18 protein-coding genes are annotated in these 21,103 nt (G+C 62.8%); 8 read left to right on the top strand and 10 right to left on the bottom strand.

The genetic code is table 11. From position 1 onward, the window contains the following. Window positions 1–29 precede the first annotated feature (29 nt). On the top strand, window positions 30–641 hold the full coding sequence (locus R8L07_21070) for a transferase hexapeptide repeat family protein (protein MDW3208036.1): 612 nt from the start codon (window positions 30–32) through the stop codon (window positions 639–641). A 1-nt stretch (window position 642) separates the two neighbouring features. On the opposite strand, the gene R8L07_21065 is transcribed toward R8L07_21070, so the two are convergent. Together R8L07_21065 and R8L07_21060 are read right to left on the bottom strand one after the other, a co-directional pair. Then, complete coding sequence (locus R8L07_21065) at window positions 643–2,631, bottom strand: hydantoinase/oxoprolinase family protein (GenBank protein ID MDW3208035.1); 1,989 nt, start codon at window positions 2,629–2,631, stop codon at window positions 643–645. A 137-nt stretch (window positions 2,632–2,768) separates the two neighbouring features. Continuing rightward, window positions 2,769–4,238 (bottom strand): methyl-accepting chemotaxis protein, encoded by a 1,470-nt coding sequence (locus R8L07_21060; GenBank protein MDW3208034.1) that lies wholly within the window; start codon window positions 4,236–4,238, stop codon window positions 2,769–2,771. Between the two features lie 261 nt (window positions 4,239–4,499). Between R8L07_21060 and R8L07_21055 the strand changes: the two genes are divergently transcribed. Continuing rightward, window positions 4,500–5,117, top strand: coding sequence for a hypothetical protein (locus R8L07_21055; protein ID MDW3208033.1), 618 nt, complete (start codon window positions 4,500–4,502; stop codon window positions 5,115–5,117). 6 nt (window positions 5,118–5,123) lie between these two features. Here the strand turns inward: R8L07_21055 and R8L07_21050 are convergent, their stop codons facing one another. Next, complete coding sequence (locus R8L07_21050) at window positions 5,124–6,644, bottom strand: gamma-glutamyltransferase (protein MDW3208032.1); 1,521 nt, start codon at window positions 6,642–6,644, stop codon at window positions 5,124–5,126. Window positions 6,645–6,768: 124 nt separating this feature from the next. Here R8L07_21050 and R8L07_21045 point away from each other — a divergent pair, with 124 nt between their 5' ends. Next, on the top strand, window positions 6,769–7,911 hold the full coding sequence (locus R8L07_21045; GenBank protein MDW3208031.1) for a M14 family metallopeptidase: 1,143 nt from the start codon (window positions 6,769–6,771) through the stop codon (window positions 7,909–7,911). A 33-nt stretch (window positions 7,912–7,944) separates the two neighbouring features. Here R8L07_21045 and R8L07_21040 read toward each other — a convergent pair whose 3' ends face one another. Then, on the bottom strand, window positions 7,945–8,649 hold the full coding sequence (locus R8L07_21040; GenBank protein ID MDW3208030.1) for a response regulator transcription factor: 705 nt from the start codon (window positions 8,647–8,649) through the stop codon (window positions 7,945–7,947). Between the two features lie 176 nt (window positions 8,650–8,825). Here R8L07_21040 and fliI point away from each other — a divergent pair, with 176 nt between their 5' ends. From fliI to R8L07_21020, 4 genes are all read left to right on the top strand, one after another. After that, window positions 8,826–10,184 carry a flagellar protein export ATPase FliI gene (fliI, locus tag R8L07_21035; GenBank protein MDW3208029.1) on the top strand — a complete coding sequence of 453 codons (1,359 nt, stop codon included), beginning with the start codon at window positions 8,826–8,828 and terminating at the stop codon, window positions 10,182–10,184. Beyond that, window positions 10,184–10,606, top strand: a complete 423-nt coding sequence (locus tag R8L07_21030; GenBank protein ID MDW3208028.1) for a flagellar FliJ family protein — start codon at window positions 10,184–10,186, stop codon at window positions 10,604–10,606. The genes fliI and R8L07_21030 overlap by 1 nt, the downstream gene beginning before the upstream one ends. Window positions 10,607–10,787: 181 nt before the next feature. After that, on the top strand, window positions 10,788–11,180 hold the full coding sequence (locus R8L07_21025) for a hypothetical protein (GenBank protein ID MDW3208027.1): 393 nt from the start codon (window positions 10,788–10,790) through the stop codon (window positions 11,178–11,180). Between the two features lie 111 nt (window positions 11,181–11,291). After that, window positions 11,292–12,947: a caspase family protein gene (locus tag R8L07_21020; protein MDW3208026.1), complete on the top strand. Its 1,656-nt coding sequence runs from the start codon at window positions 11,292–11,294 to the stop codon at window positions 12,945–12,947. On the opposite strand, the gene R8L07_21015 is transcribed toward R8L07_21020, so the two are convergent. The 4 genes from R8L07_21015 to R8L07_21000 all read right to left on the bottom strand — a co-directional run bounded on the left by R8L07_21015 (window position 12,948) and on the right by R8L07_21000 (window position 16,734). Further along, window positions 12,948–13,385 (bottom strand): hypothetical protein, encoded by a 438-nt coding sequence (locus R8L07_21015; GenBank protein ID MDW3208025.1) that lies wholly within the window; start codon window positions 13,383–13,385, stop codon window positions 12,948–12,950. It lies immediately after the preceding gene. Further along, a complete protein-coding gene (locus R8L07_21010; protein MDW3208024.1) occupies window positions 13,382–14,890 on the bottom strand; it encodes a hypothetical protein in 1,509 nt (502 codons plus the stop codon). The genes R8L07_21015 and R8L07_21010 overlap by 4 nt, the downstream gene beginning before the upstream one ends. A gap of 102 nt (window positions 14,891–14,992) precedes the next feature. Continuing rightward, window positions 14,993–15,745 carry a MinD/ParA family protein gene (locus tag R8L07_21005; protein MDW3208023.1) on the bottom strand — a complete coding sequence of 251 codons (753 nt, stop codon included), beginning with the start codon at window positions 15,743–15,745 and terminating at the stop codon, window positions 14,993–14,995. Then, the gene (locus R8L07_21000) at window positions 15,742–16,734 is read right to left on the bottom strand and encodes a hypothetical protein (protein ID MDW3208022.1); all 993 of its coding nucleotides are present in this window, start codon (window positions 16,732–16,734) and stop codon (window positions 15,742–15,744) included. Before R8L07_21000 ends, R8L07_21005 begins: the two co-directional genes overlap by 4 nt. Before the next feature lie 235 nt (window positions 16,735–16,969). Here R8L07_21000 and R8L07_20995 point away from each other — a divergent pair, with 235 nt between their 5' ends. Further along, window positions 16,970–17,500, top strand: a complete 531-nt coding sequence (locus tag R8L07_20995; protein MDW3208021.1) for a hypothetical protein — start codon at window positions 16,970–16,972, stop codon at window positions 17,498–17,500. Window positions 17,501–17,526: 26 nt separating this feature from the next. Here the strand turns inward: R8L07_20995 and flhA are convergent, their stop codons facing one another. Then, window positions 17,527–19,653 (bottom strand): flagellar biosynthesis protein FlhA, encoded by a 2,127-nt coding sequence (gene flhA / locus R8L07_20990; GenBank protein ID MDW3208020.1) that lies wholly within the window; start codon window positions 19,651–19,653, stop codon window positions 17,527–17,529. 53 nt (window positions 19,654–19,706) lie between these two features. After that, window positions 19,707–21,101, bottom strand: a complete 1,395-nt coding sequence (locus R8L07_20985) for a sigma-54 dependent transcriptional regulator (GenBank protein ID MDW3208019.1) — start codon at window positions 21,099–21,101, stop codon at window positions 19,707–19,709. Between the last annotated feature and the right edge of the window lie 2 nt (window positions 21,102–21,103).

Genomic DNA, 21,103 nt, shown 5'->3' with positions numbered 1-21,103 from the left:
GGCAAGAACAGACTCTGGAGGCCGCCGCAATGCTGAAACCGAAAACCTATGCGTTGGAAGGGGTGCGCCCCGTTATCCATCCGACTGCCTTCGTGCATCCGACTGCGGTACTGATCGGCGATGCCATCGTCGGCCCGCGTTGCTATGTCGGACCGGGCGCGGCGATGCGCGGCGATTTCGGCAGGGTGATGCTGGAGGAAGGCTCAAACCTGCAGGACAATTGCATCATGCACGCCTTTCCCGGCATGGATTGCGTGATCGAGGTTGACGGTCATATCGGCCATGGCGCGATCCTGCACGGCTGCCGCGTCGGGCGGAACGCACTGGTCGGCATGAATTCGGTCGTGATGGACGGTGCCGTGATCGGCGACAGCGCGATGGTCGCGGCAATGGCCTTCGTGAAAGCGGGGTTCGAGGTGCCGCCGCGCATGCTGGCGGCCGGCACACCGGCGAAGATCCTGCGCGAATTGAGCGATGCGGAAATCGCCTGGAAGGAAGAGGGCACACGCGACTACCAGCGGCTCAGCGAACGCTGCCACGCCAGTCTGGAAGAATGCGAGCCGCTGTCGGAGGAGGAACCCGACCGACCGAGGCTCGACGCGGGAGCTTCCGTGCCGCTCTATCAGAAGAAGGGTGGGTAGCTCACGCGCCGGCCAGTTTCGGGCGGCCGTAGGCGGTGGCGCCGATCCGGCTTTCGATGAAGACCTGGAATGAACCGGCGACGGTCGCGACCCGGTCGTCACGGCTGGATTCGACCCGGATCTCGGTGGCGCCGGCATCGACCGCCCTGGCTCTGGCCTCAGATTCCGCGAGGCCGATCGCGCTTGCGGCAGCTTCTTCCAGGTCCCGGAAGTCCGTGACACCATCCAGACCATGCACCCGGAACAGGCCCTCCGCGGGGGAGGTGATCAGGATCTGCACACGCTGACTGACGCCGCCCGCGACGGCACCGACGGCATTGCAGACCTCCGCGAAACGGGGCACGTCGAATTCCGTGTTCAGGCGTTTTGCGATTTCCGGATAATAGGTGCGGGCGGGGGCGCCGATGCCGATCAGCGGCCGGCGCAGCCGGACTTCGAAATCGATCAGGTCTTCGGACGCGTCATGGGCCGTAAAGGCCGCCTCCATGAAGCGTCGGCCGCTGCGCCCGGGCGCGTCGGGCAACACCGTCTCCACCACGGCCATGCAGGATTGTATCGTCAGCCGGTCGATGACCTGACGGGCCAGTTCCTCGCCGGAATCCGCCAGCGGGATTCCCGGGCGGCGCTCCGTGCGGGCGCTCAGTTCGGATGCAAGGCGCGCCGCGTCGACATTCCAATCCGCGTGCAGTCCCAGCACATGGGCCGCGTCCGAGGGGGTGAAGCCGCACAGGATCACCAGCCCCCGATCCACAAGGCGCAACAGCGGTTGTTCCGGTGCCCGGGCAGCCAGCAATTGTTCAAGGGATTTCGGCCCGTCCTGCAAGGCATCCCAGACGCGCTGTTCCCCGCGGCTGAGGGCCCCGCCGCGGCGTTCGCGCAGTTTGATTGCGAACCGGCCGTCATGCGGCTTCGGCCATGGCCGCGCCAATTGCGCTTCCAGGATCGGCAGAACGGTATCGTGGTCGCGGGCCAGCAAGCTGATCGGCACCATGCGGCGCGGTCCGACCCGCAGGCGCTTCTCGTCATCCAGCCCGATCTCGCTGTCGCCGCCCAGGCCGATCGTGTGAACCGCAATGGCTTCCACCATCGTTCGGTACCCGCCGACAATCGCACCGTCCGGCGCCAGGACCGGTCGGGCATTCCGCAGGACCGCGATGTCGGTCGTGGTGCCGCCGATGTCAGAGATGACGCAGTCCTCGCGACCGCTGAGGAACTGGGCACCGACGACACTGGCCGCCGGGCCGCTGAGGATTGTTTCGACCGGGCGTGTCAGGGCGGTTTCCGCCGAAATCAGCGAACCGTCCCCTTTGACAACCATCAGGGGGGCCTCGATGCCATTTTCGGACAGCATGCCCTCGACCGCCCGGATCAGTTGCTGAATCAGCGGCACGAGGCGTGCGTTCAACAATGCCGTCAGCGCGCGGCGCGGGGCGTCGAGCGCGCTGGCCATTTCATGGGCACAGGTGACGGGCAGGTCGATGCGCGATCGCACGGCATCCCGGACGGCAACTTCATGGCTGGGATTGCGGACACCGAAATAGCCGCAGATCGCGACGGCAGAGACCTTTTCCGCCAGGGCGTCGATCTTCGGCAAGGCCTCCTTCAGGTTCAGCGGCATCCGTTCATGGCCGTCCGGTCCATGCCCGCCTTCCAGAAACAGCACGGGGTCGGACCCCATCGCAGCGCGCAGACCGGCCCGGTCCAGGGCTTTCTCGTCCTGCCCGATCAGGATCAGGCCGACCGGGAATCCATGCTGCTCAACCAGGGCATTGGTTGCCAGCGTCGTGGAAAGCGAAACGAGGCGAATTTGGGTTGGATTCAGGTCCGGCGCGGACTGCAGCGCGGCGGTTGTCGCTTCGCGAACACATATGGAAAGATCATGCTTGGAGGTCAGCGCCTTGGCCGACGCCAACACGGTGCGGCTTTCGTCGTCGAACAGAACGGCGTCGGTGTAGGTGCCCCCCGTATCGATGCCCAACAACAATGCCATCCGCTTCCCTCCGCCGTTCGCATTGCAGACCGTCCGACGCTCTTCGCACCGGCCCGGCGGCGCGTCAATCGCGGTATCGTCACCGAAGAGCCGGAACGCGACATTCAGGGCGGAACCGGAGGAAGTGCCTGGCAAACTTACAGGGCGCGGACCTCGCGGAGGAAGTCGTCGACGGAGGAGGAGAGGGATTCGGCCTGACGGCTTAGCTCGGAGGCAGCCCGCAACGTCTCACCGGCGGCGGATCCGGTTTCGCTGGAGGCCTGGCTGACACCGGCAATGTTGGCGGTGACTTCCTTCGTGGCCGTCCCTTGTTCCTCCACGGCGGCAGAGATCGTTCCGGAAATTTCGCTGATCTGGGAGATGATTTCCGTAATGGCACCGATCGCGTCGACCGCGCCGGTCGTTGCGGTCTGGATGCTGCGGATCTGGCTACCGATTTCGTCCGTGGCTCTTGCGGTCTGGTTGGCCAGCGACTTGACTTCATTCGCGACGACAGCGAACCCCTTGCCGGCTTCACCGGCGCGCGCCGCCTCGATTGTCGCGTTTAGCGCCAGAAGGTTCGTCTGGCTGGCAATGTCGTTGATCAGTTCCACGACGTCGCCAATCTTCGACGCAGCCTCGGCCAGGCCCTGGACCTGCTGGTTGGAATTGCGCGCCCGCTCCACGCCGCTGCGGGAAATGTCGGACGCCTTGGCGACCTGGCTGCTGATTTCCTCAATGGATTTCGCGAGTTCTTCGGAGGCGGCGGCAACCGTATTGGCCTGAACATTCGCTTCTTCGGCTCCTGTGGCCATCGTTTCGGATGTCGCCTGTAGCTCGGTCGCCGCGGACGAGACGCCGTCGACGATGGATTTCACATTGGATTCAAAATCGTCCGCCACTTTGACCTGACGCGTCACGACCGACCAGGTCAGCAATGCCGCGATGTATCGACCGTCATTTCCGTGAATGGCGGAAACCCGAAGGTCCAGCGTCTCCGGGCCCAACCGGATCTTGGTGTTGTACGGCAGGTTGCTTTCGTCCCGCAGCAGCCTGCGCTGGTGTTCCGGCGCCTTGTGGAACACGTCAATGCTTGTTCCGACCAGATCCTTTGCCTTGATCGGCAGCAGGTGTTCCAGGCCGGACAAGGTGCGGACCGTTGCATCGTTGGCGTAGGTAATGGTGAAGTTTTCCAGTTCGCACATCATCGCGTTTACCGGAATCTGGTCCAGCATCTGTTGCTGGACCAGCACGCTTTCCTCCTGCCTGGCCTTCTCCGTGATGACAGACCATGTCACCATGGGGGCGATATACTTGCCGCGACGATCAAGGATCGGCGTTATGTGCAGGTCCAGCTTTTCGCCGCCGATCGATATGACCGCACGATGCGGCAAGTTCTTGACGTCGGCCAGCATCTTCCGCTGGTGCGCGGGGTTCTTGTGAAACACGTCGATCGAAGTTCCCAGCATTCGGTCGGCGGGGCAGGGGAGGGCATGTTCGATCGACTTCAGGGTCTTCCTTGCAGCCGCGTTCAGAAAGTCGATCTTGAAGGATTTCAGGTCGCAGGTCATGACGTTGATCGGCATGTTCTCAACCATGGACCGGAGAGTTTTCGGATCGTGGATCATCGCAGATTGTCACCCTGTCTGTTTACGAAACCGAGTTCTCAGAAATGGTGAACACGTTTAACGAGAAATGCAAACATTCTATTGTTCGAATTCAATCGCGTGGCTCAAACTGTCGCGCAGTACGCGGTGCAGGATGCTACTGCCCGTATCTCGTGTATTGAAAGTTGAAGTGTCCAATGCCGGAAATCGGGTGTGCCGTTCCATGCAGAGACGTTAGGAGTTCCGGTCAGGGATGAACGAACCGAAACAGGCAGGACAGTCATGCGCAGACCAATGACCTGGAGATCCTTGGAAACACTGGGTCGGGTGCGGCTCAGCGAGAGTTTCTTCATGCGCGATTTTCTGTTCAGCGAAGTCGCAGCCATGCATGGAATGAGCAATGTTCCGGAAGATCCGGACACCGCTATCGAGGCGGGAAAAGGGTTGTGCGAGACTTTGCTGGAACCCTTGCAGGAAACCTTCGGCAGGATTGCCGTAAGGTCGAGTTATCGCTCGCCTCAGGTGAATCGGTTCGGGAACGAGAATGGCATGAACTGCGCGCGCAATGAGGCGAACCGGGCCCATCACATCTGGGATCGTCGCGACAGGGCGGGACGACTGGGGGCCACTGCCTGCATCGTCATCCCGTGGTTTGCCGATCGCTATGACAAGGGGGCCGACTGGCGCGGACTGGCCTGGTACATCCACGACCATCTGCCCTATCACAGTCAGTGGTTCTTCCCGAAACTGGCCGCCCTGAACCTGCAATGGCGTGAACAGCCGGAAGGCCGCATCGACAGCTATATCCGGCCGCGCGGCTGTCTGACCAAACCCGGCATGGCCAATCATGGCGGCAGGCACGAGAACTGGTACCAGGACTTCCCGGCGTTCCGGGGATAGATCAGGTCAGGCGACCAGAACGGCGGCGCCACCGCGGCGCGGATCGCCCGCGGCAAATACACCGTCCGGGCCGGTTCCCGCCAGGTGCACACCGCCGAAGAAAAAGCTTTGATCCTCCCAGACCTGACTGTCGGGAAAGTCCTGAACCAGCCGTGCGACGACCGCTGGCGGATGGCCGCCCTCAACGCTCAGATGTCCTTTCTCGACATGCAGTCGGGGGGCGGCAATGGCGGCTTCAGGCGTCAGATCGCCGTCGATCAGGTTCAGCAGGACCTGCAGGATGGCGCTGCGTATCCGGTTCGACCCGCCGCTGCCCAACGCCACTCGCCGCCCATCCGGCAGGGACGCAATGCAGGGTGACATCATCGAGGAGACACGGCTGTTCGGCCGCCAGGTGAAGAACCCGCCGGGATTCAGGTCCTCTTCTCCCAGCATGTTGTTCATGGCGATACCGGTGCCCGGAATGACGCGTCCATTCCCTTCCCCGTTCGACAGGGACAGGGCGGCGAGCGCACCGTCTGCGTCGACAATCGACAGATGCGTGGTGCCGCCGGTCTTCAGCGCGATGGTGTTCGACGTCGGGAGTTCCTCGTCAAACAGGCGCAGCAGGCTGTCCGGGCCGGGGTCGTCGGCGAACCCGCTGCGACGGCGCGCGTCGCCGGTTCGGGCCATGACCTCGGCGAGGATCGCGGCGCGCTGTCCCGAATCCGTTGCCGATGGGTCCTTCATGCGGTCCATCAGGGTCAGGGCAAAATCGATCAGCGGTCCACCGGAGGACGGCAGATCGTTGAGTGAGATGCACGCGCCGCGGTAGTCGAGGCGCCGGGGCGGTCGGGTCGCAACCCGGTATCCGGCCAGATCCTCCGCCGTCAGCAGCCCGCCATCTGCGCAATCGCGACAGATCGCTCTGGCCACGTCGCCCCGGTAGAACAGGTCCGCGCCTTCCGTGACGAGCGCATCCAGAAAATCTGCGAACCCGTCGGGACGAAAGCGATCGCCGGTGCGTTTCAGGCTACCGTCGGTGTTGCAGTATAGGGCACGGGATCCCTCGGTGGACATCGCAATCGGGGTCACCACCTCAAGCACGATCGCCTGAAGCGGATCGAGGGGCGCGCCCTCCCGCGCCAGGTCGATTGCCGGGGCCAGGGCCTCCTTCAGCGGCATTCGCCCCAGGGTTCGATGGATGTGGAACAATCCGGCGACCATGCCCGGCACCGCCGCAGCGGCCCGCCCGATATGGAAGGCCTGGGTGGTCGTCCCGAAATCGGCATGGATTTCGGCAAAATCCAGTCCGTCCGTCACCGCCCGCCCGGGGGTCTGGGTGAAGAAGTCGACGATGTGAACCGGCTGATCGCTCGGCGCGGCCATAAGAAAGCCGCCGCCGCCATAGGAACACAGAACGGGCTCCGTAACACAGGCCGCCGTCATGCCGGCGATGGCGGCATCGAAGGCGTTGCCGCCCATGCGCAGGACGTCCGCGGCGACACGCGCCGTCTCACTGTTCCCAGCCGCTACCGCCGCCGCCATTACATCCCCCGAACACCGTCCATCCGGTCATTCTAGGGATTTTCGGGCAAATCAGAAAGTCGGGCTTGTCGGGTCGGGGGGGGCGCCGTACGGTCCGGCATCCCTCACTCTGAAGAGTAGCATCATGACCCATAGCGTGGAACGCATCCCCCTTAAATCGCCGTCTCCGGGTACGGAACGCTTTCTGACGGTTCATCGTTTTGGTGAACGCGACGCGCGGCCCAAGACCTATCTGCAGGCGGCGCTGCATGCCGATGAATGGCCGGGGCTGATGGCGTTGAACCACCTTATCCCGATGCTGGCCGAGGCGGATGCCGCGGGCCGGATCACCGGGGAGATCGTGGTGTTGCCCTATGCCAATCCGATAGGCCTGTCGCAGCGCATCGGTGGTGCTGCGGCAGGGCGCTATGCCCAGGACGGGTCCGGCAACTTCAATCGCAACTGGCCGGACCTGTCGGCCGGTGCGGCGTCCTATCTGAACGGCGCGTTGAGCGGTGACGCGGAGCGGGACGTTCCGGCCATGCGCGCGGCGTTGCTGAAGGCTGTCGGCGATCTGTCGACGCGCACGGACACTGCACACTGGCGTGCCCAGCTACTGTCGCTGAGCATCGATGCCGATCATGTCATCGACATTCACTGCGACAATGAAAGCCTGGCGCATCTCTATTGCCACCGCCGTCACGCGGATCAAGGGGTTGCCCTGGCGGCCTATTCCGACATTCCGATCGTCCTTCTGGAAGAGGAAGCCGGCGGATTCTCTTTCGACGATTGCAACGCCGGCGTATGGCGTCGCATGGGGGATCTGGTTGAGAACGGCAATAGTTTGCCGATGGCATGTTTCGGGTGCACCCTGGAACTGCGCGGGAAAGACGACATCAGCGACGAACTGGGCCACAGCGATGCAACGGGCCTCTATAATTTCCTCATTGCACAGGGCGCGATTTCCGGAGATGCGCCGGAAATGCCCGATGCGCCGGAACCCTATCGCCTGGAGGAGGTCGACACGGTAACCGCACTGGAAAGTGGTCTACTGGCCTACAAGGCCGACGTCGGCGAGATGGTGCGGGAAGGGCAGGTTCTGGCGGAATTGATCGACATTTCCGCCGCGGATCCCACCAAGGGGCGGACGGTCTTGCGCTCGGAGACCGACGGAATCTTCTTCGCCCGGGTTGATTTGCGACTGGTCGAGGCGGGAGAGCGCATTGGCAAGGTCGCCGGACGCAAACCGCTGGCCAGCCGCCAACAGGGCGCGCTGCTCGAAGATTAGGCGCGCGGCGAAAACATGGGGAAAAGGTCGGCGTCAGCCGGCCTTTTTTCGTTCACCGCCCTCATTCGGATCCCGCAGCACATAGCCCCGGCCCCAGACGGTTTCGATGTAGTTGTCGCCGTCCGCCGCCGTCGCCAGTTTCTTGCGCAGTTTGCAGACGAAGACATCGATGATCTTGGCTTCCGGTTCGTCCATACCGCCGTAGAGATGGTTCGGGAACATCTCCTTGGTCAGTGTCGAGCCCTTGCGCAGGGCCAGAAGTTCCATGATGCCGAATTCCTTGCCGGTCAGATGGACCGGTCGCCCTTCGATTTCCACCGTTCGGGAATCAAGGTTCACACTCAAGGCGCCGACATTGATGGTGGATTGGGAATGGCCGCGCGCGCGTCGCACGATCGCCTGAATCCGTGCCATCAACTCGCGCTTGTCGAACGGTTTGGTCAGGTAATCGTCGGCGCCGTAGCCCAGGCCCTTGATCTTGTTATCCATCTCGGCCAGTCCGGATAGGATCAGGACAGGGGTTTCAATTCGGGCATCGCGCAAGCGGCGAAGGACTTCATATCCGTCGATATCCGGAAGCATGAGATCCAGAATGATCAGGTCGTAATCGTACAATTTGCCGATTTCCAACCCGTCCTCGCCGAATTCCGAGTGGTCGACGACATAGCCCTCCGACGAGAGCATCAGTTCGATGCTTTGTGCCGTGAGGCGGTCGTCCTCTACCAGTAAGATGCGCATCAGCACGCTCCTGTGTTCGCGACGCCGCGAATGCGTTAACCGAATTTGATTATAGGGATACCATGATACCGGCACCGATGCCAAATGGTTGCGTCGCGGCAAGATGCTGAAAAGCATCGAAATGTTTCCGGAATCCGATAAATTGCGGGGGTTCGGGACTCGAAACTGGATGAAAAATGACGACGGTACTGGACCACCTCATTGCGGATTTCAGCCGCATTCCGACACGCAGCATCCACGGCCGTGTCGCCGCGGTTCAGGGCATGCTGGTCGAGATTGAGGGCGTCGATGGACATCTGTCGATCGGCGACCGGTGCACCCTGCATGCCCGGCGTGGGAAAAAGATCCCCTGCGAGGTCATCGGCTTTCGCGATAAGCGCGCGCTGGCCATGCCTTACGGCGCGCTGGAGGGCGTCGCGCTTGGAACGCGGGCTGTCATCCTGAACAGCGAACCGGCCATTCGGCCGACAGACGCCTGGCTCGGCCGGGTCATCAATGCCTTTGCCGAACCGGTCGACGGCCAGGGACCGCTGACCATGGGAGAGAAGCCCTATGCTGTGCGCGCGGAACCGGTTCCGGCGCATCGCCGTCGGCGTACCGGCGCGAAGATTGACCTCGGCGTGCGCTGCCTCAACACATTCACGACCTGTTGCCGCGGTCAGCGCATGGGCATATTTGCCGGTTCCGGTGTCGGCAAGTCCGTGCTGATGGCGATGATGGCCCGCTTCTCGGAAGCCGAAGTGATCGTCATCGGTCTGATCGGAGAGCGCGGTCGCGAAGTTCAGGAGTTCATCCAGGACGAACTCGGCCCGGAAGGGTTGGCCCGAAGTGTGGTCGTCGTCGCCACGTCGGACGAATCAGCGCTGATGCGGCGAGAGGCCGCCCATGTGACCCTGTCCGTGGCGGAATATTTCCGGGACCAGGGAAAGGACGTCCTGTGCCTGATGGACAGTGTCACCCGTTTCGCAATGGCCCAGCGCGAGATCGGACTGTCGGCCGGGGAACCGCCGGCGACGAAAGGCTATACGCCGACGGTCTTTGCCGAGTTGCCGCGCCTGCTGGAGCGGGCGGGGCCGGGCGCCGGCGAGGGGACGATTACCGGACTCTTTACCGTGCTGGTCGAGGGGGATGACCATAACGAGCCGATTTCCGATGCGGTGCGGGGGATTCTGGACGGGCATATCGTCCTCGACCGGACAATTGCGCATCGCAATCGGTTTCCGGCCGTGAACATTCTTCGGTCCGTCTCCCGAACCATGCCGGATTGCAACACAGAGGAGCAGACGGCGCTGGTGAACCGGGCGCGTCGCCTGCTCGCGGCCTATGACGACATGGCGGAACTGATCCGTCTCGGCGCCTATCGGAAGGGATCGGATCCGCTGGTGGATGAGGCGATTTCCTATAACGGTCCGTTGGAGGCCTTTATCGGGCAGGCCAAGCACGAACGTAGTAACCTTGAACAGGGGTATCAGGAACTTGCGGAGGTTCTGGGGGAAACCTACGGCGAGGCCGGCTCCGCTGCGGCTGATGACTGATGGCGAAGGATACGCTCGAGACATTGATCCGCCTGGCCGGAAGCGAGGTCGATGAGGCACGTCGCGGATTGCAGAAGGTTCTGGCCGAAGAGGATAGGATACGGGCGGATATCGCGGCGCTTGAAGCATCCATCGAAGCGGAAAGCGACCTGATCCGCCGCCAGCCGGAGCTTTCCGGCAGTTTCGGCTTGTTCCTGGCGCGCGCAAAGGTGCGACGCGGAGAACTCGACACCATGCTGGACGATGTACTGCCACGGGTCGAAGCGGCCAGGGACGTTCTGGCCGAAGCGTTCGCAAATCAGAAGAAGTACGAAATCGCCAAGGAAAACAGAGAGTCTGCCGCCTCTGAGGAGGCGAGACGCCGGGAAGGAATCGCGCTGGACGAGATCGGCTTGAATGCGCACCGTCGCCGGAACGAGTGATTTCTGCGGTATAATTATGTTTCGATCTGATTGCTTCCGATTGTCAGATTGTGCCGCCCGATCCGTCTTTTGAACGCAATTTTGCGAATATGTAAACTGCGCGCCCCGGCCTCTGGACAAACCTGTTTCCGGCCCCTTATTTCCCGCTCCTCATGACACGGCCAAGCGGGAAATACTCGGAATGGCGTATCGGATTTTTGAATCGGACCGGGTGACGACAGTCAGCGCATCCGGGAGCGTTACCCAGACGGAACGCCTTGCGATGCTGAAGGACCTTGCGGCCTCCCTTCAGGTGAATCCCCGTCAGACGATTTTGGTCGATTGCAGCTCCAGCAACATGACGTGCAGCCTGGAAGAGGCGCACGAGTTCGGCAAGGAACTGGCAACTGTCCTGGGGGAGCATCCCAATCTGTCGGTCGCAATGTATCTGCCGCACGACGAGCAGGTCCTGAAGCATTTCGATCTGTCGGTCATGGTGGCGCGCGGCAAGGGGGTGGATATCGCGACCTTCACCGATCCGGACCAACTGCTGACCTACACGGCGCTGCGTTCGGCCCCGCCCGATTGGTGCTGAGAGCCGCGCAATTCCTCACAATTTTGATCTCCGATGCTTCGATAGTATGCTAGTGGATGCGTCGGGCGGCGAATGATCCGTGAGTAGCGGACAAAAGCGGCGGGGATCAAGATGGCCAAGATTACTCAGGTGCTCCTGGCGGGCCTCCTTCTGGCATTCGTGTCTCACACCGCGAACGCCGAAGACCGGCACGCATTGGTGATCGGCAACAGTTCCTATTCCATTGGTCCTCTGGACAATCCGCGCAATGATGCGCAACTGATGGCCGATGTCCTGCGCGCGACCGGGTTTGAAGTCACGCATCATACGGATCTGACCTATCGACAGTTTCAGCGTGCTGTCGTTCAGTTCGGCCGCGATCTTCAGGCAGCGGGAGAGGACACGGTCGGCATGGTTTATTATGCCGGGCACGCGGTTCAGACCAACGGCGAGAATTACCTCGTTCCGGTCGACGCCGATATCGCCGATACCCTGGACCTTGAAATTCAGACGCTGCGCGTTGCAACCTTGATGAAGAGCCTTGAGGCTGCCGGCAACAGGCTCAACCTCGTGGTTCTGGACGCCTGCCGCAACAATCCGTTCAAAAGTATTTCCCGATCCGCAAGCCGCGGGCTGGCAAAGGTCGATGCGCCTTTTGGGACGCTTCTGGCCTATTCGACATCGCCAGGGGAGATCGCGACCGATGGCACGGGCCGAAACAGTCCGTATACGGCGGCGCTGGCGCGTGCCATGCGAACGCCCGGTCTCCCGGTGGAGCAGGTGTTCAAGCGTGTTCGCATCGAAGTTCTGGAAAAAACCGGCAACCGCCAGATCCCTTGGGAAAGCTCTTCCCTGACCGGGGACTTCTACTTCCTGCCCGAAGCGCCGGTGGCAGCGGCACCTGCGCCGGCACCCGTGCCGGAAAGTAACAGTCGCGATGCGGAGGTGGAGTATTGGAAGTCGATCGCGAATGCGACCGATCCGACGCTTTTTGAGAGTTATCTGTCCGTCTATCCCGATGGTCTTTTCGTCGATATCGCCAGGCAGCGTGTCGACAGCCTGACCGCACAACGCGAAGCGGCGGCGCAGCAGCAGGCCGCACAGCAGCGCCAGGCCATGGCATCCCAGGCCTGGCAGGCGGTCAAGGATAGCGAGGATCCCGCGCTGGTACGTTCCGTGATCGATCAGTATCCGGACACGGTTTATGCTCAGTTGGCGCAGGTGAAACTGCAATCGATTCAGAGCCGTTCCCAGGTCGCCGCCGTGACGCCATCCGTCGACGACGGAGAGCGGGAGCGACTGTTTTGGCAATCCATCCAGAACAGCACCGAGCGGTCGGATTACCGCGCCTATCTCGATCGCTTCCCGGACGGGACCTTTGCCGCCATTGCCCGTAATCGGGCGGAGAACGGGTATCAGCCCCAGACCGCAGCCCTGGGAAATGCCGCCACAGCCGCACATCCCTACGATGGCCGTTGGATGGTCACCTGGAAGGTCGTGGGGGGCTATTACAACGCCGTGCGCTGGTGTGCCGCCGGCGAGAAAGGGACGACGGAGGTCGAAATCAGGAACGGTGAGTTCGACGGTACCTTGCGGTCCAATTTCTCAGGAACGGCCTATGTGAAGATCAAGATCGATGAAGGGGGCGGGGTGCGTTTCCACGCCCGTGTCCCGGGCTGGAGCGTCGGCACCATCGCGAACAACTTCACGATTGAAGGCGACGGTTTCGACGAAACTCTGAAGTCGACCGGCTATTGCCGCGCCGAACTGGCGATGCGCCGAAAGTAGTCAGAACGACGGCAATCGAGACAGCAGGGCTGGATTGTCCCAACGCGGCCGCCGGTCTTCCATAAGTACGGCATGCCCCGAATCCAGACCGTCTTCAGAGGCGGCAACGCGAATCTGAAGGAAACGGGGCACCAGTTCGTTGTTCAGGTCGTCGAGTACCATCGCCGCCAGGGATTCAAGGCTCTCCGCGTCCGGCAGGGCGGCCAGATAGACCCCGAAGGCATCCTCCTGCAGCAGCAGTTTGTCCGGCACGTAGCGCAGTTGCAGCGATGCGCCGCCATCGACCGTCATGCCGATGACCTTGCACAGATAGTCGACACGCGGCAGTGGGTTTCGCACCGTTTCCACATTGGACTGGCGCTCCAGGCGTGCGCGGACGATTTCGGCATCCTGAGCCAGGGCTTCCGCCGCAGCGCTGTTTTCGGACGTGTTGCTCATACGGTGAACCCTCCCGGCTTTGGCTCGTCGATTTCGGGAAACAGGTCGAAGGCGGGAACAACCGAAAAGTCGATCCGACCGCCCAGTCCCAGGGCCGACACCGTATCGGCGAACAAGCCTCGGATCTCATCCCGCTCGGCGGCGTCGAAGGGCTTCTTGGTGCGAACGACCAGATCGATCTGTCTTTCCTTTGCCAGTCCGTCGAACTGGATCGGGCCAAGTCGGCTGAAATCGGCTTCTACGACGAAGCGTTTGGATTCGGGCCGAGAGCCGCCGTTTTCTCCGTCCTCATCGTTGTCCCGCCTGGGGCGCGTGTACAACCGAATCTGCTCCAATTGGCTATCGTTCAGGAGGGGCAGTGTCGTCACCCGCCAGTCCTGACCGGCGGAATCCCGGGCTTGTCCGGTCTGGCTCAAATCACCCTCCAGACGCGACAGAAGCCCGGACTTCTTCGCCCCGGACTCCGAAAGCGCCCGGATATTGTCGCCGCCGAGCCATTTGTCCAGCCCGCCCTGACGCATGGCGCCGATCAGGAAGGCCGCCGCGAGGCCGAGCTGGGCGTTGGGCTGCGGAATCAGCGACTGTGTCAGGCGTTGGGCGGCTGCCGGGTCGCCGCTGCGCAGAAGGTTTACCGCGTCCTGCAGGGCCTGGAAACGCGCCGTACCCATGTCCGCCGATCCGCTTCCCGCTGCCGGAAGCCGGGGGGCGCCGACAGTACTGAGGAGAAGTTGCGTTCCAGCTGGCGGTGTGGAGGGAAGCTGGATCGAAAGGCTGCCGATCTGTGATTGGGCGGCGACCGTGCCACCGGCGGTCTGGCCTGTGACTGTCGCCGTGAAGGCGCCCTGCGCACCGCTGGCAGACAGCGGCTGCCCCTGCGGTGCGAAGCCAAGCAGGCGCAGCTGTACCGCACTGCCGGGCGGCAGCGCGGCGGGCGTGCGGGCGGTTGCTTGCGGGGCATTCGCCGGATTGCTCGCCGGTTGGGTGGTGGTCGGTCCCGCTTGCTGCGGCGCTGACGCTGACGGGGCGGAACCGCCGCTTGCGGCAGCCTGCCCCGCCGCTCCATTCGTTGGTGCCCCGGTCACGGTCGCGGAGAAGACGGACCCTTGCGTCAGGGTCGTGACGACGGCCGGTTGCGGGGATGTGGCTGCGCCCTGGGATGTACCTGCGCCCTGCGGCACGGCGGTCTGCGTCGCGGCCTGGCCCGTCGACTGCGGCTGCAGGAACAATGTCGTGGGGGAGCCGGTTGCCTGTAGGGCCACGGCCAGCGTCGTCCCCACGGGCAGAGGCAAGGGGGTCTGTACGGTCACGGATTGTCCGCCGGGAACGGACAGGGTCAGTTGCCCCGCTGCCGGCTTGCCCGTGACCTGGGCGGTAATGCTGCCGCCATTCTTCAGAGCCGTTGCCAGGCTAGGTGGCAAGCTGGGCAGTGTAGCGGTCCCGGACGGCAATGTCGTCGTGCCGCCGCCTGTCGTGGGTCCCGTCGTCGGGACGATGGGTGTCTGCATCGGTCCTCCGGTCGGTTCTCCGACCGCCTCTATACCATATCCCGGCGCGGCCGTCCGTTCTGGGCGCCGCATTCAGGCCTATGCAGAATTCGCGCCAAGAGGTCAGATCAGCGACCGGGCGATGGCTTCGACATCCGATGCGGCTTCCGAGGTCGGGGACCGAGTAATCAGCGGCTGCTGCGCGCGAATGGCCTCCCGCACGCGATTGTCGCGTCGTACGATCCCGGCCAGGCCCGGTTTGCGTCTCAGGAAGCCTTCACAGGACTTCGCCAGGGTATCATACGTCCTGCGACCGCGGTTGGCGCTCTCCGCCGCATTCACGACGACCTGAATGTCCATTTCCGGATGGCTGGCCCAGCCCAGCTTGATGAAGGCATAGCCGTCGGTCAGTGAGGTCGGCTCGTCATTGACGATCAGAAGCGTCCGGGCGGCCTTTGCGGCGAGCATCTGCACGGTCTTGTCGACCCCGGCGCCGAGATCGATCAGCACATGATTGTACCCGCCGGCCAGTGCGATCAGTTCTCGTCCGATCCGCTCGATCCGCGGCGGCGGAAGCGTGGCCAAGGAGCCGCTGCCGGACCGGCCGGCCAGAACGTCGAAATTGCCCTCCGGAAAGCGTTCGATGCACTGGCTCAGGCGGGACTTGCCCGCAATAGCCTGACCCACGTCGTGCTTCGGCATCAGGCCCAGCTGAATGTCGATATTGGCGAGGCCGAGATCGCCATCGAACAACAGGACCTTGCGCCCGGCCCGCGCCATCGCGTGAGCCAAGGTGATGGCAAACCATGTCTTGCCGACCCCGCCTTTGCCGGAGGCGACCGCGATCAGATTGTTGGTCGGTATTTCCGCGTTCATGACGCGCCTACTCCTTCACCGCGGCTATCCTGCGCCGCCAGATCCTCGGGAAGCAACAGCCGGGCCAGACCGGCCGCATCGAGTGCCTGCAGGCCCTTGCCGATTTCAGGAGCCAGCGACACTTCCGACAGATGCAGCCCGCCGGCATCTGCCGCCGACAGCAGCGCCCCGTAGCGCTTGGCCATGTCCAGTCCGGTCATAAGAAGGCGCGTCGCGCCTACCGGGCGGAATGCCTCCGCCAATTCCGCGGCCTCCTCGGCATCCCGGCCGGCCGCCAGGACCAGAACGGTCTCGACCTTGCCGGCCTCGGCCATCTCGACGAGGTGGGCGATATCCGCCATCTCGTAGGGATTGCTGCCTGGTGTATCGATTATCACCATCTCGCTGCGTCTGAGTTTGGTAAGGACATTGGCAAGGGCGTCGCCGTTTGCCGCCTCGTACAGGGCTGCCCCGAGCTTCTCGGCGTAAATTCGCAACTGGTCGACCGCTCCCACACGCACCGGATCGGCCGCGATCAGGTTCACCGGCGGGGCGCCATCCTTGTCGTGCGACAACGCGATCCGTGCCGCAAGCTTTGCGCAGGACACGGTCTTGCCGACCCCGGGTGGCCCGATCAACATGATGGGCGGGCCGCCGGGCGCATGGGGAAGGTTCTTGAACTTGAACACTTTCGACAGGGCGGCCGTCAGGACGGAAACCGGCGTCGTGTCCGTACCGTCGGTCGCCGCATCAATGATGCGGTCGATGATCCCGTTCGGGACATGGTGGCGTTCCAGAACCTCCGTCAACAGTTCCAGAGTCTCCTCGGAGGCGCCTTCGCTGAAGAAGTCGAAATCCTGGTCGTCGGGATCGATGGCGGCGGTTACCCGTGCGCCACGATTGGCATCGTCTTCATGCGTGGCAACGATAATGGCATTGGGGCCAAGTGTCTGGCGCACCAGTTCCATTGCCGATGCCAGTGTATCTGCATGAAAAGTCTTAAGACGCATGTTGAAAGGACTAGAGGAAGTCCTCGCGGCTGGAAAGTATGAAATCCGATATGCATCGGCCAAAACATGCTATAATGGCGCCACGTGCAGAAGGCACGGATGCCAAAGGTCAGAAACCATGATCGTGCAAGGATCGTCACAGGCCGGTCTGCCAACAGCCGCCAGCGGCCCGACCAAACACCGAAAATCTGTAACGGAATCGCGTCTTTCCGAGAAGCCGCAGGCTGTCCAGAGCATGGAAGCCGCGGTTGAGAAGGCGAAGGAGACCCGCAAGGCGTTTGCCGCCCAGCGCGTCAAGCAACTGCGCGAACAGATGCAAATCATGCGGTGGTTCGCCATTGCCAGTCCGAAAACAGCGGCACAACAGGCAGCGCGGCTGGGGCAGGATCTGAAAGCCGCGGTGCGCGACTATGCGGACCCTGGTGCGGGCCTCGGCATGCCCGGTATGAAGAACGGTCACACCTCGCTTGAAATCGGCGCCGAAGACGATGGGGCCGCCATTCGGGAAAAATTGCGCGCCCAGTTGGATGTCCTCAAGAAGGCGGTCGAGGACGAGCCGCTGGACAAGGCGTTCGTCGTCGACGTTCTGGCGCTGCGGTCGAGTATCGCCGGACTGGTCGATGTGGCGCAGTCCGGGGCCAGAAACGACCTGACCGCGCGGCGCAACATCCGTCGGGCGCAGCACGCGCTTCAATCCGTGGCAGCGATGCTGGGGCAGGCCCCGCCGCCGGCACCGTCCACCAGCATTCTGAGCATCCTGGCCTGACACGGACCGACTTCGCAGCCTGAATGTCAGATCTGATCGACGGTCTTGATCTTGGCCTTGGGATGAATTTCGTTCTGGCTCATCACCACCGTGACCGGGCGGAAGCGTTCGATGACGGATCGCACATAGGGGCGGATCGCCGGACCAACCAGCAGGGCAGGGGTCTCACCCTGCATGGCCTGTCTTTCGAAGACAGTGCGGACCTGGTTGATGAACTCCTGCAGCTTCGATGGCGCCATGGCGAGCTGTTTCTCCTCGCCCTGTCCGACGATGCTTTCGATGAAGGCCTGTTCCCAGGCCGGGCTTAGCGTGACCAGCGCAACGAAACCGGCGTCGTTGGTGTAGGCATCGGACAGCTGACGTGCCAGTCGCGAACGGACGTGCTCCGTGATCTGGGTCAGGTTTCGCGTATAGCCCACGGCTTCCGAGATCCCCTCCAGAATTGTCGGCAGATCCCGGATAGAGACGCGTTCGTTCAGCAGGTTCTGCAGGACTCGCTGAACGGCACCGAGGGCGATCTGGTTCGGGATCAGGTCGGACACCAGCTTCTGCTGTCCCTGCGGCAGTTCATCCAGCAGCTTCTGCGTCTCCGCATAGGACAGAAGTTCGGACATGTTGTCCTTGATGATCTCGGTCAGATGCGTGGTGATGACGGTGGCACTGTCGACCACCGTATAGCCGCGGAACATGGCCTCCTCGCGCTGGTTCTCCTGGATCCACACGGCCGGCAGGCCGAAGGTAGGCTCGACCGTCGCTTCGCCCGGCAAAGAGATCTTGTCGCCGCGCGGGTCCATGCACAGCTGCATGTTCGGCCGCAGGTCGCCGCGCCCGGCCTCGATCTCCTTGACGCGAATGATGTAGGTGTTCCCGGGAAGCTGCAGGTTGTCCTGAATGCGCACGGCCGGCATCACAAAGCCCATGTCGCCGGCCAGTTGCCGCCGCAGCGCCTTGATCTGGTCCGTGAGCTTGTGTTCCTGCGATGCGTTGATCAGCGGCAGCAGCCCATAGCCGAGCTCCAGTCGGATCAGATCGATCTGTAGCGCGGCGGAGATCGGTTCCTCTTTCGGTGCGGCCTCGGCGACGGCCTCTTCTTCTAGGGCCCGAGTTTCCTCCTCGACCTTCCTGCGTGCATTGGTTTGCGACACCATGAAGGCCGCGACACCGGCCAGGGTCGCCATGATCAGAAACGGCCAGGCCGGCAGGTCCGGGATCAGCGCCATCAGCAGCAGAAGTCCGGATGCAATCCCCAGGGCACTGGGATAACCGGACAATTGTCCGAAAAGGGCCTTGTCCGTTGCGCCCGTGACACCGGCCTTGGTGACCAGCATACCGGCGGCGACGGATACGATCAGCGCCGGAATCTGGCTGACAAGCCCGTCGCCGATGGTCAGCAGCGTGTAGTTCTCCGCCGCATCGGCCATAGACATGTCGCGCTGGACGACACCGATGATGATGCCGCCGACGATGTTGATGAAGGTGATCAGGATCCCGGCGATCGCATCACCGCGGACAAACTTCGACGCACCATCCATGGCCCCGAAGAAGGAGCTTTCGCTTTCCAGATCCTTACGCCGCTTGCGCGCCTGGTCCTCGTTGATCAGGCCGGATGACAGGTCGGCGTCGATTGCCATCTGCTTGCCCGGCATGGCGTCCAGGGTGAAACGTGCGGCGACTTCGGCGATACGACCCGCACCTTTCGTGATGACGATGAAATTGATCAGCACAAGGATCGAGAAGACGATCACCCCGATGACATAGTTGCCGCCCGCGACGAAGCCGCCGAAGGCCTCGATAACCTGGCCCGCTGCATCGGTACCGGTATGCCCTTCCGACAGGATCAAACGGGTCGAGGCGACGTTGAGCCCCAGCCTGAGCATGGTCGCGATCAGCAGGATTGTCGGAAAACTGGTCAGTTCCAGGGGGGTGACGATGAACACCACCGTCATCAGGATGATGACCGACAGGGTGATCGAGATCGTCAGGGAAAGGTCCAGAAGCCAGGTGGGCAGGGGGATCAGCAGCAGGACCAGAATGGCGACGATGCCGACCGGCAGGAACAGTTCCGTGCTGGTAAAGGCCGCACGCAGCCGTTGCCCGGTTTCACCGCCGGGGCCACGCGTTACCCGATTGCCGGAGCCATCCGTCTGCGCCATTCGTTTCGTCTATCCTTCAGCGTCATTGCCGCTGCAACCCGTCAGCCTACCTGTCACGATTCGCCCGGCGCCGGGACGGCGTGACCTTCTTCCGAATACTGTTTCAGCTTGTTCCGCAGCGTGCGGATCGAGATTCCCAGGATGTTGGCCGCGTGGGTTCGGTTGCCCAGGCAATGTCCCAATGTGCCGATGATCAGATCGCGTTCGACATCGGCCACCGTGCGTCCGACCATGGATTGCGTATCGCCCCCGGCATTGCCGGCGACCGATCCCGGAACAGCGGCTTCCGGCGGCGGCGAGACGGCGGGGGCTTCGTTCGGCACGGCAGGAGACGACGCAGCGGCAGCTGCTTCGGTCAGCAGGATGGCATCCGTGCCGATCTCATCACCGGAGGCCAGCAGAACAGCACGATGCATCGTGTTCTCCAACTCCCGGACGTTGCCCGGCCAATGATAGGCCTGCAGCATCGCGGCGGCATCCCTGGACAGGGCGCGGACCGGCATGCCGTTGGCCTCGGTATACTTCTTGATGAAATAGTCGGCCAGCAGCGGAACATCCATCGGCCGCTCCGCCAGGGCGGGCAGGCTCAGATTGACCACGTTCAGGCGATAGTAGAGATCTTCGCGGAAATCGCCCGCCTTCACGGATTCCTGAAGATTGCGGTTTGAGGTCGCCAGGATGCGGACATCCACCTTGACCGGCTTGCTGCCGCCGACCCGGTCGATCTCGCGTTCCTGAATGGCGCGCAGCAGCTTGGCCTGAAGGCGCGGATCCATCTCGCTGACCTCGTCCAGCAGCAGGGTGCCGCCATCCGCCTCCTCGAACTTGCCGACACGGCGTGCGATGGCGCCGGAGAAGGCGCCCTTCTCATGTCCGAAAAGCTCGCTTTCCAGAAGGTTCTCCGGGATTGCCGCGCAGTTGACGGCGACGAAGTTTCCGGTCGCACGCCGCGACTTGGCATGGATGTAGCGCGCCATCACTTCCTTGCCTGTACCGGACTGCCCGGTGATCAGGACCGATGCGTCGGACGGCGCGATCTGATCGGCCAATTTGATGACGCGCTGGGTCGCCGGATCGCGATGGATGATGCTGCTGCTTTCTTCGGCGACGGCTTCCAGCACGGCGGCGATCAGGTCCGGATCCGGCGGCAGCGGCAGATATTCCTTCGCGCCGGCCCGGATGGCACCTGCGGCGGCGGACGCTTCGGTTCCTTCGATACCGCAGGCGACGACCGGCGTGTTGATATGCTCCGCCTCCAGCCCCTTGCACAGGCGTTCGACATTCAGCCGGACGTCGATCAGAACTAGGTCCGCACCCTTGCCTGACCGGAGATGCTCCAGCCCCTGATCGATGGAATCCACCGCAGCGACCTTGGCGCCGCGCTTGATCGCGATCTGGCTGGCGCCGGTCATATGTCCTTCCAGTGTGCCGATAATCAAAAGCTTCATGG

The sequence above is a fragment of the Alphaproteobacteria bacterium genome (assembly GCA_033344895.1).
Classification (GTDB): domain Bacteria; phylum Pseudomonadota; class Alphaproteobacteria; order UBA8366; family Aestuariispiraceae; genus Pacificispira.
The sequence above is the reverse complement of the archived record's forward strand: the minus strand, read 5'-3'. Positions and strand labels throughout refer to the sequence as shown.

Bases quoted from the DNA above. Each gene is read 5' to 3' on its own strand.
- R8L07_21070 (MDW3208036.1), top strand. From the start codon at position 30: ATGCTGAAACCGAAAACCTATGCGTTGGAAGGGGTGCGCCCCGTTATC.
- R8L07_21065 (MDW3208035.1), bottom strand. From the start codon at position 2,631: ATGGCATTGTTGTTGGGCATCGATACGGGGGGCACCTACACCGACGCC.
- R8L07_21060 (MDW3208034.1), bottom strand. From the start codon at position 4,238: ATGATCCACGATCCGAAAACTCTCCGGTCCATGGTTGAGAACATGCCG.
- R8L07_21055 (MDW3208033.1), top strand. From the start codon at position 4,500: ATGCGCAGACCAATGACCTGGAGATCCTTGGAAACACTGGGTCGGGTG.
- R8L07_21050 (MDW3208032.1), bottom strand. From the start codon at position 6,644: ATGGCGGCGGCGGTAGCGGCTGGGAACAGTGAGACGGCGCGTGTCGCC.
- R8L07_21045 (MDW3208031.1), top strand. From the start codon at position 6,769: ATGACCCATAGCGTGGAACGCATCCCCCTTAAATCGCCGTCTCCGGGT.
- R8L07_21040 (MDW3208030.1), bottom strand. From the start codon at position 8,649: ATGCGCATCTTACTGGTAGAGGACGACCGCCTCACGGCACAAAGCATC.
- fliI (MDW3208029.1), top strand. From the start codon at position 8,826: ATGACGACGGTACTGGACCACCTCATTGCGGATTTCAGCCGCATTCCG.
- R8L07_21030 (MDW3208028.1), top strand. From the start codon at position 10,184: ATGGCGAAGGATACGCTCGAGACATTGATCCGCCTGGCCGGAAGCGAG.
- R8L07_21025 (MDW3208027.1), top strand. From the start codon at position 10,788: ATGGCGTATCGGATTTTTGAATCGGACCGGGTGACGACAGTCAGCGCA.
- R8L07_21020 (MDW3208026.1), top strand. From the start codon at position 11,292: ATGGCCAAGATTACTCAGGTGCTCCTGGCGGGCCTCCTTCTGGCATTC.
- R8L07_21015 (MDW3208025.1), bottom strand. From the start codon at position 13,385: ATGAGCAACACGTCCGAAAACAGCGCTGCGGCGGAAGCCCTGGCTCAG.
- R8L07_21010 (MDW3208024.1), bottom strand. From the start codon at position 14,890: ATGCAGACACCCATCGTCCCGACGACGGGACCCACGACAGGCGGCGGC.
- R8L07_21005 (MDW3208023.1), bottom strand. From the start codon at position 15,745: ATGAACGCGGAAATACCGACCAACAATCTGATCGCGGTCGCCTCCGGC.
- R8L07_21000 (MDW3208022.1), bottom strand. From the start codon at position 16,734: ATGCGTCTTAAGACTTTTCATGCAGATACACTGGCATCGGCAATGGAA.
- R8L07_20995 (MDW3208021.1), top strand. From the start codon at position 16,970: ATGGAAGCCGCGGTTGAGAAGGCGAAGGAGACCCGCAAGGCGTTTGCC.
- flhA (MDW3208020.1), bottom strand. From the start codon at position 19,653: ATGGCGCAGACGGATGGCTCCGGCAATCGGGTAACGCGTGGCCCCGGC.
- R8L07_20985 (MDW3208019.1), bottom strand. From the start codon at position 21,101: ATGAAGCTTTTGATTATCGGCACACTGGAAGGACATATGACCGGCGCC.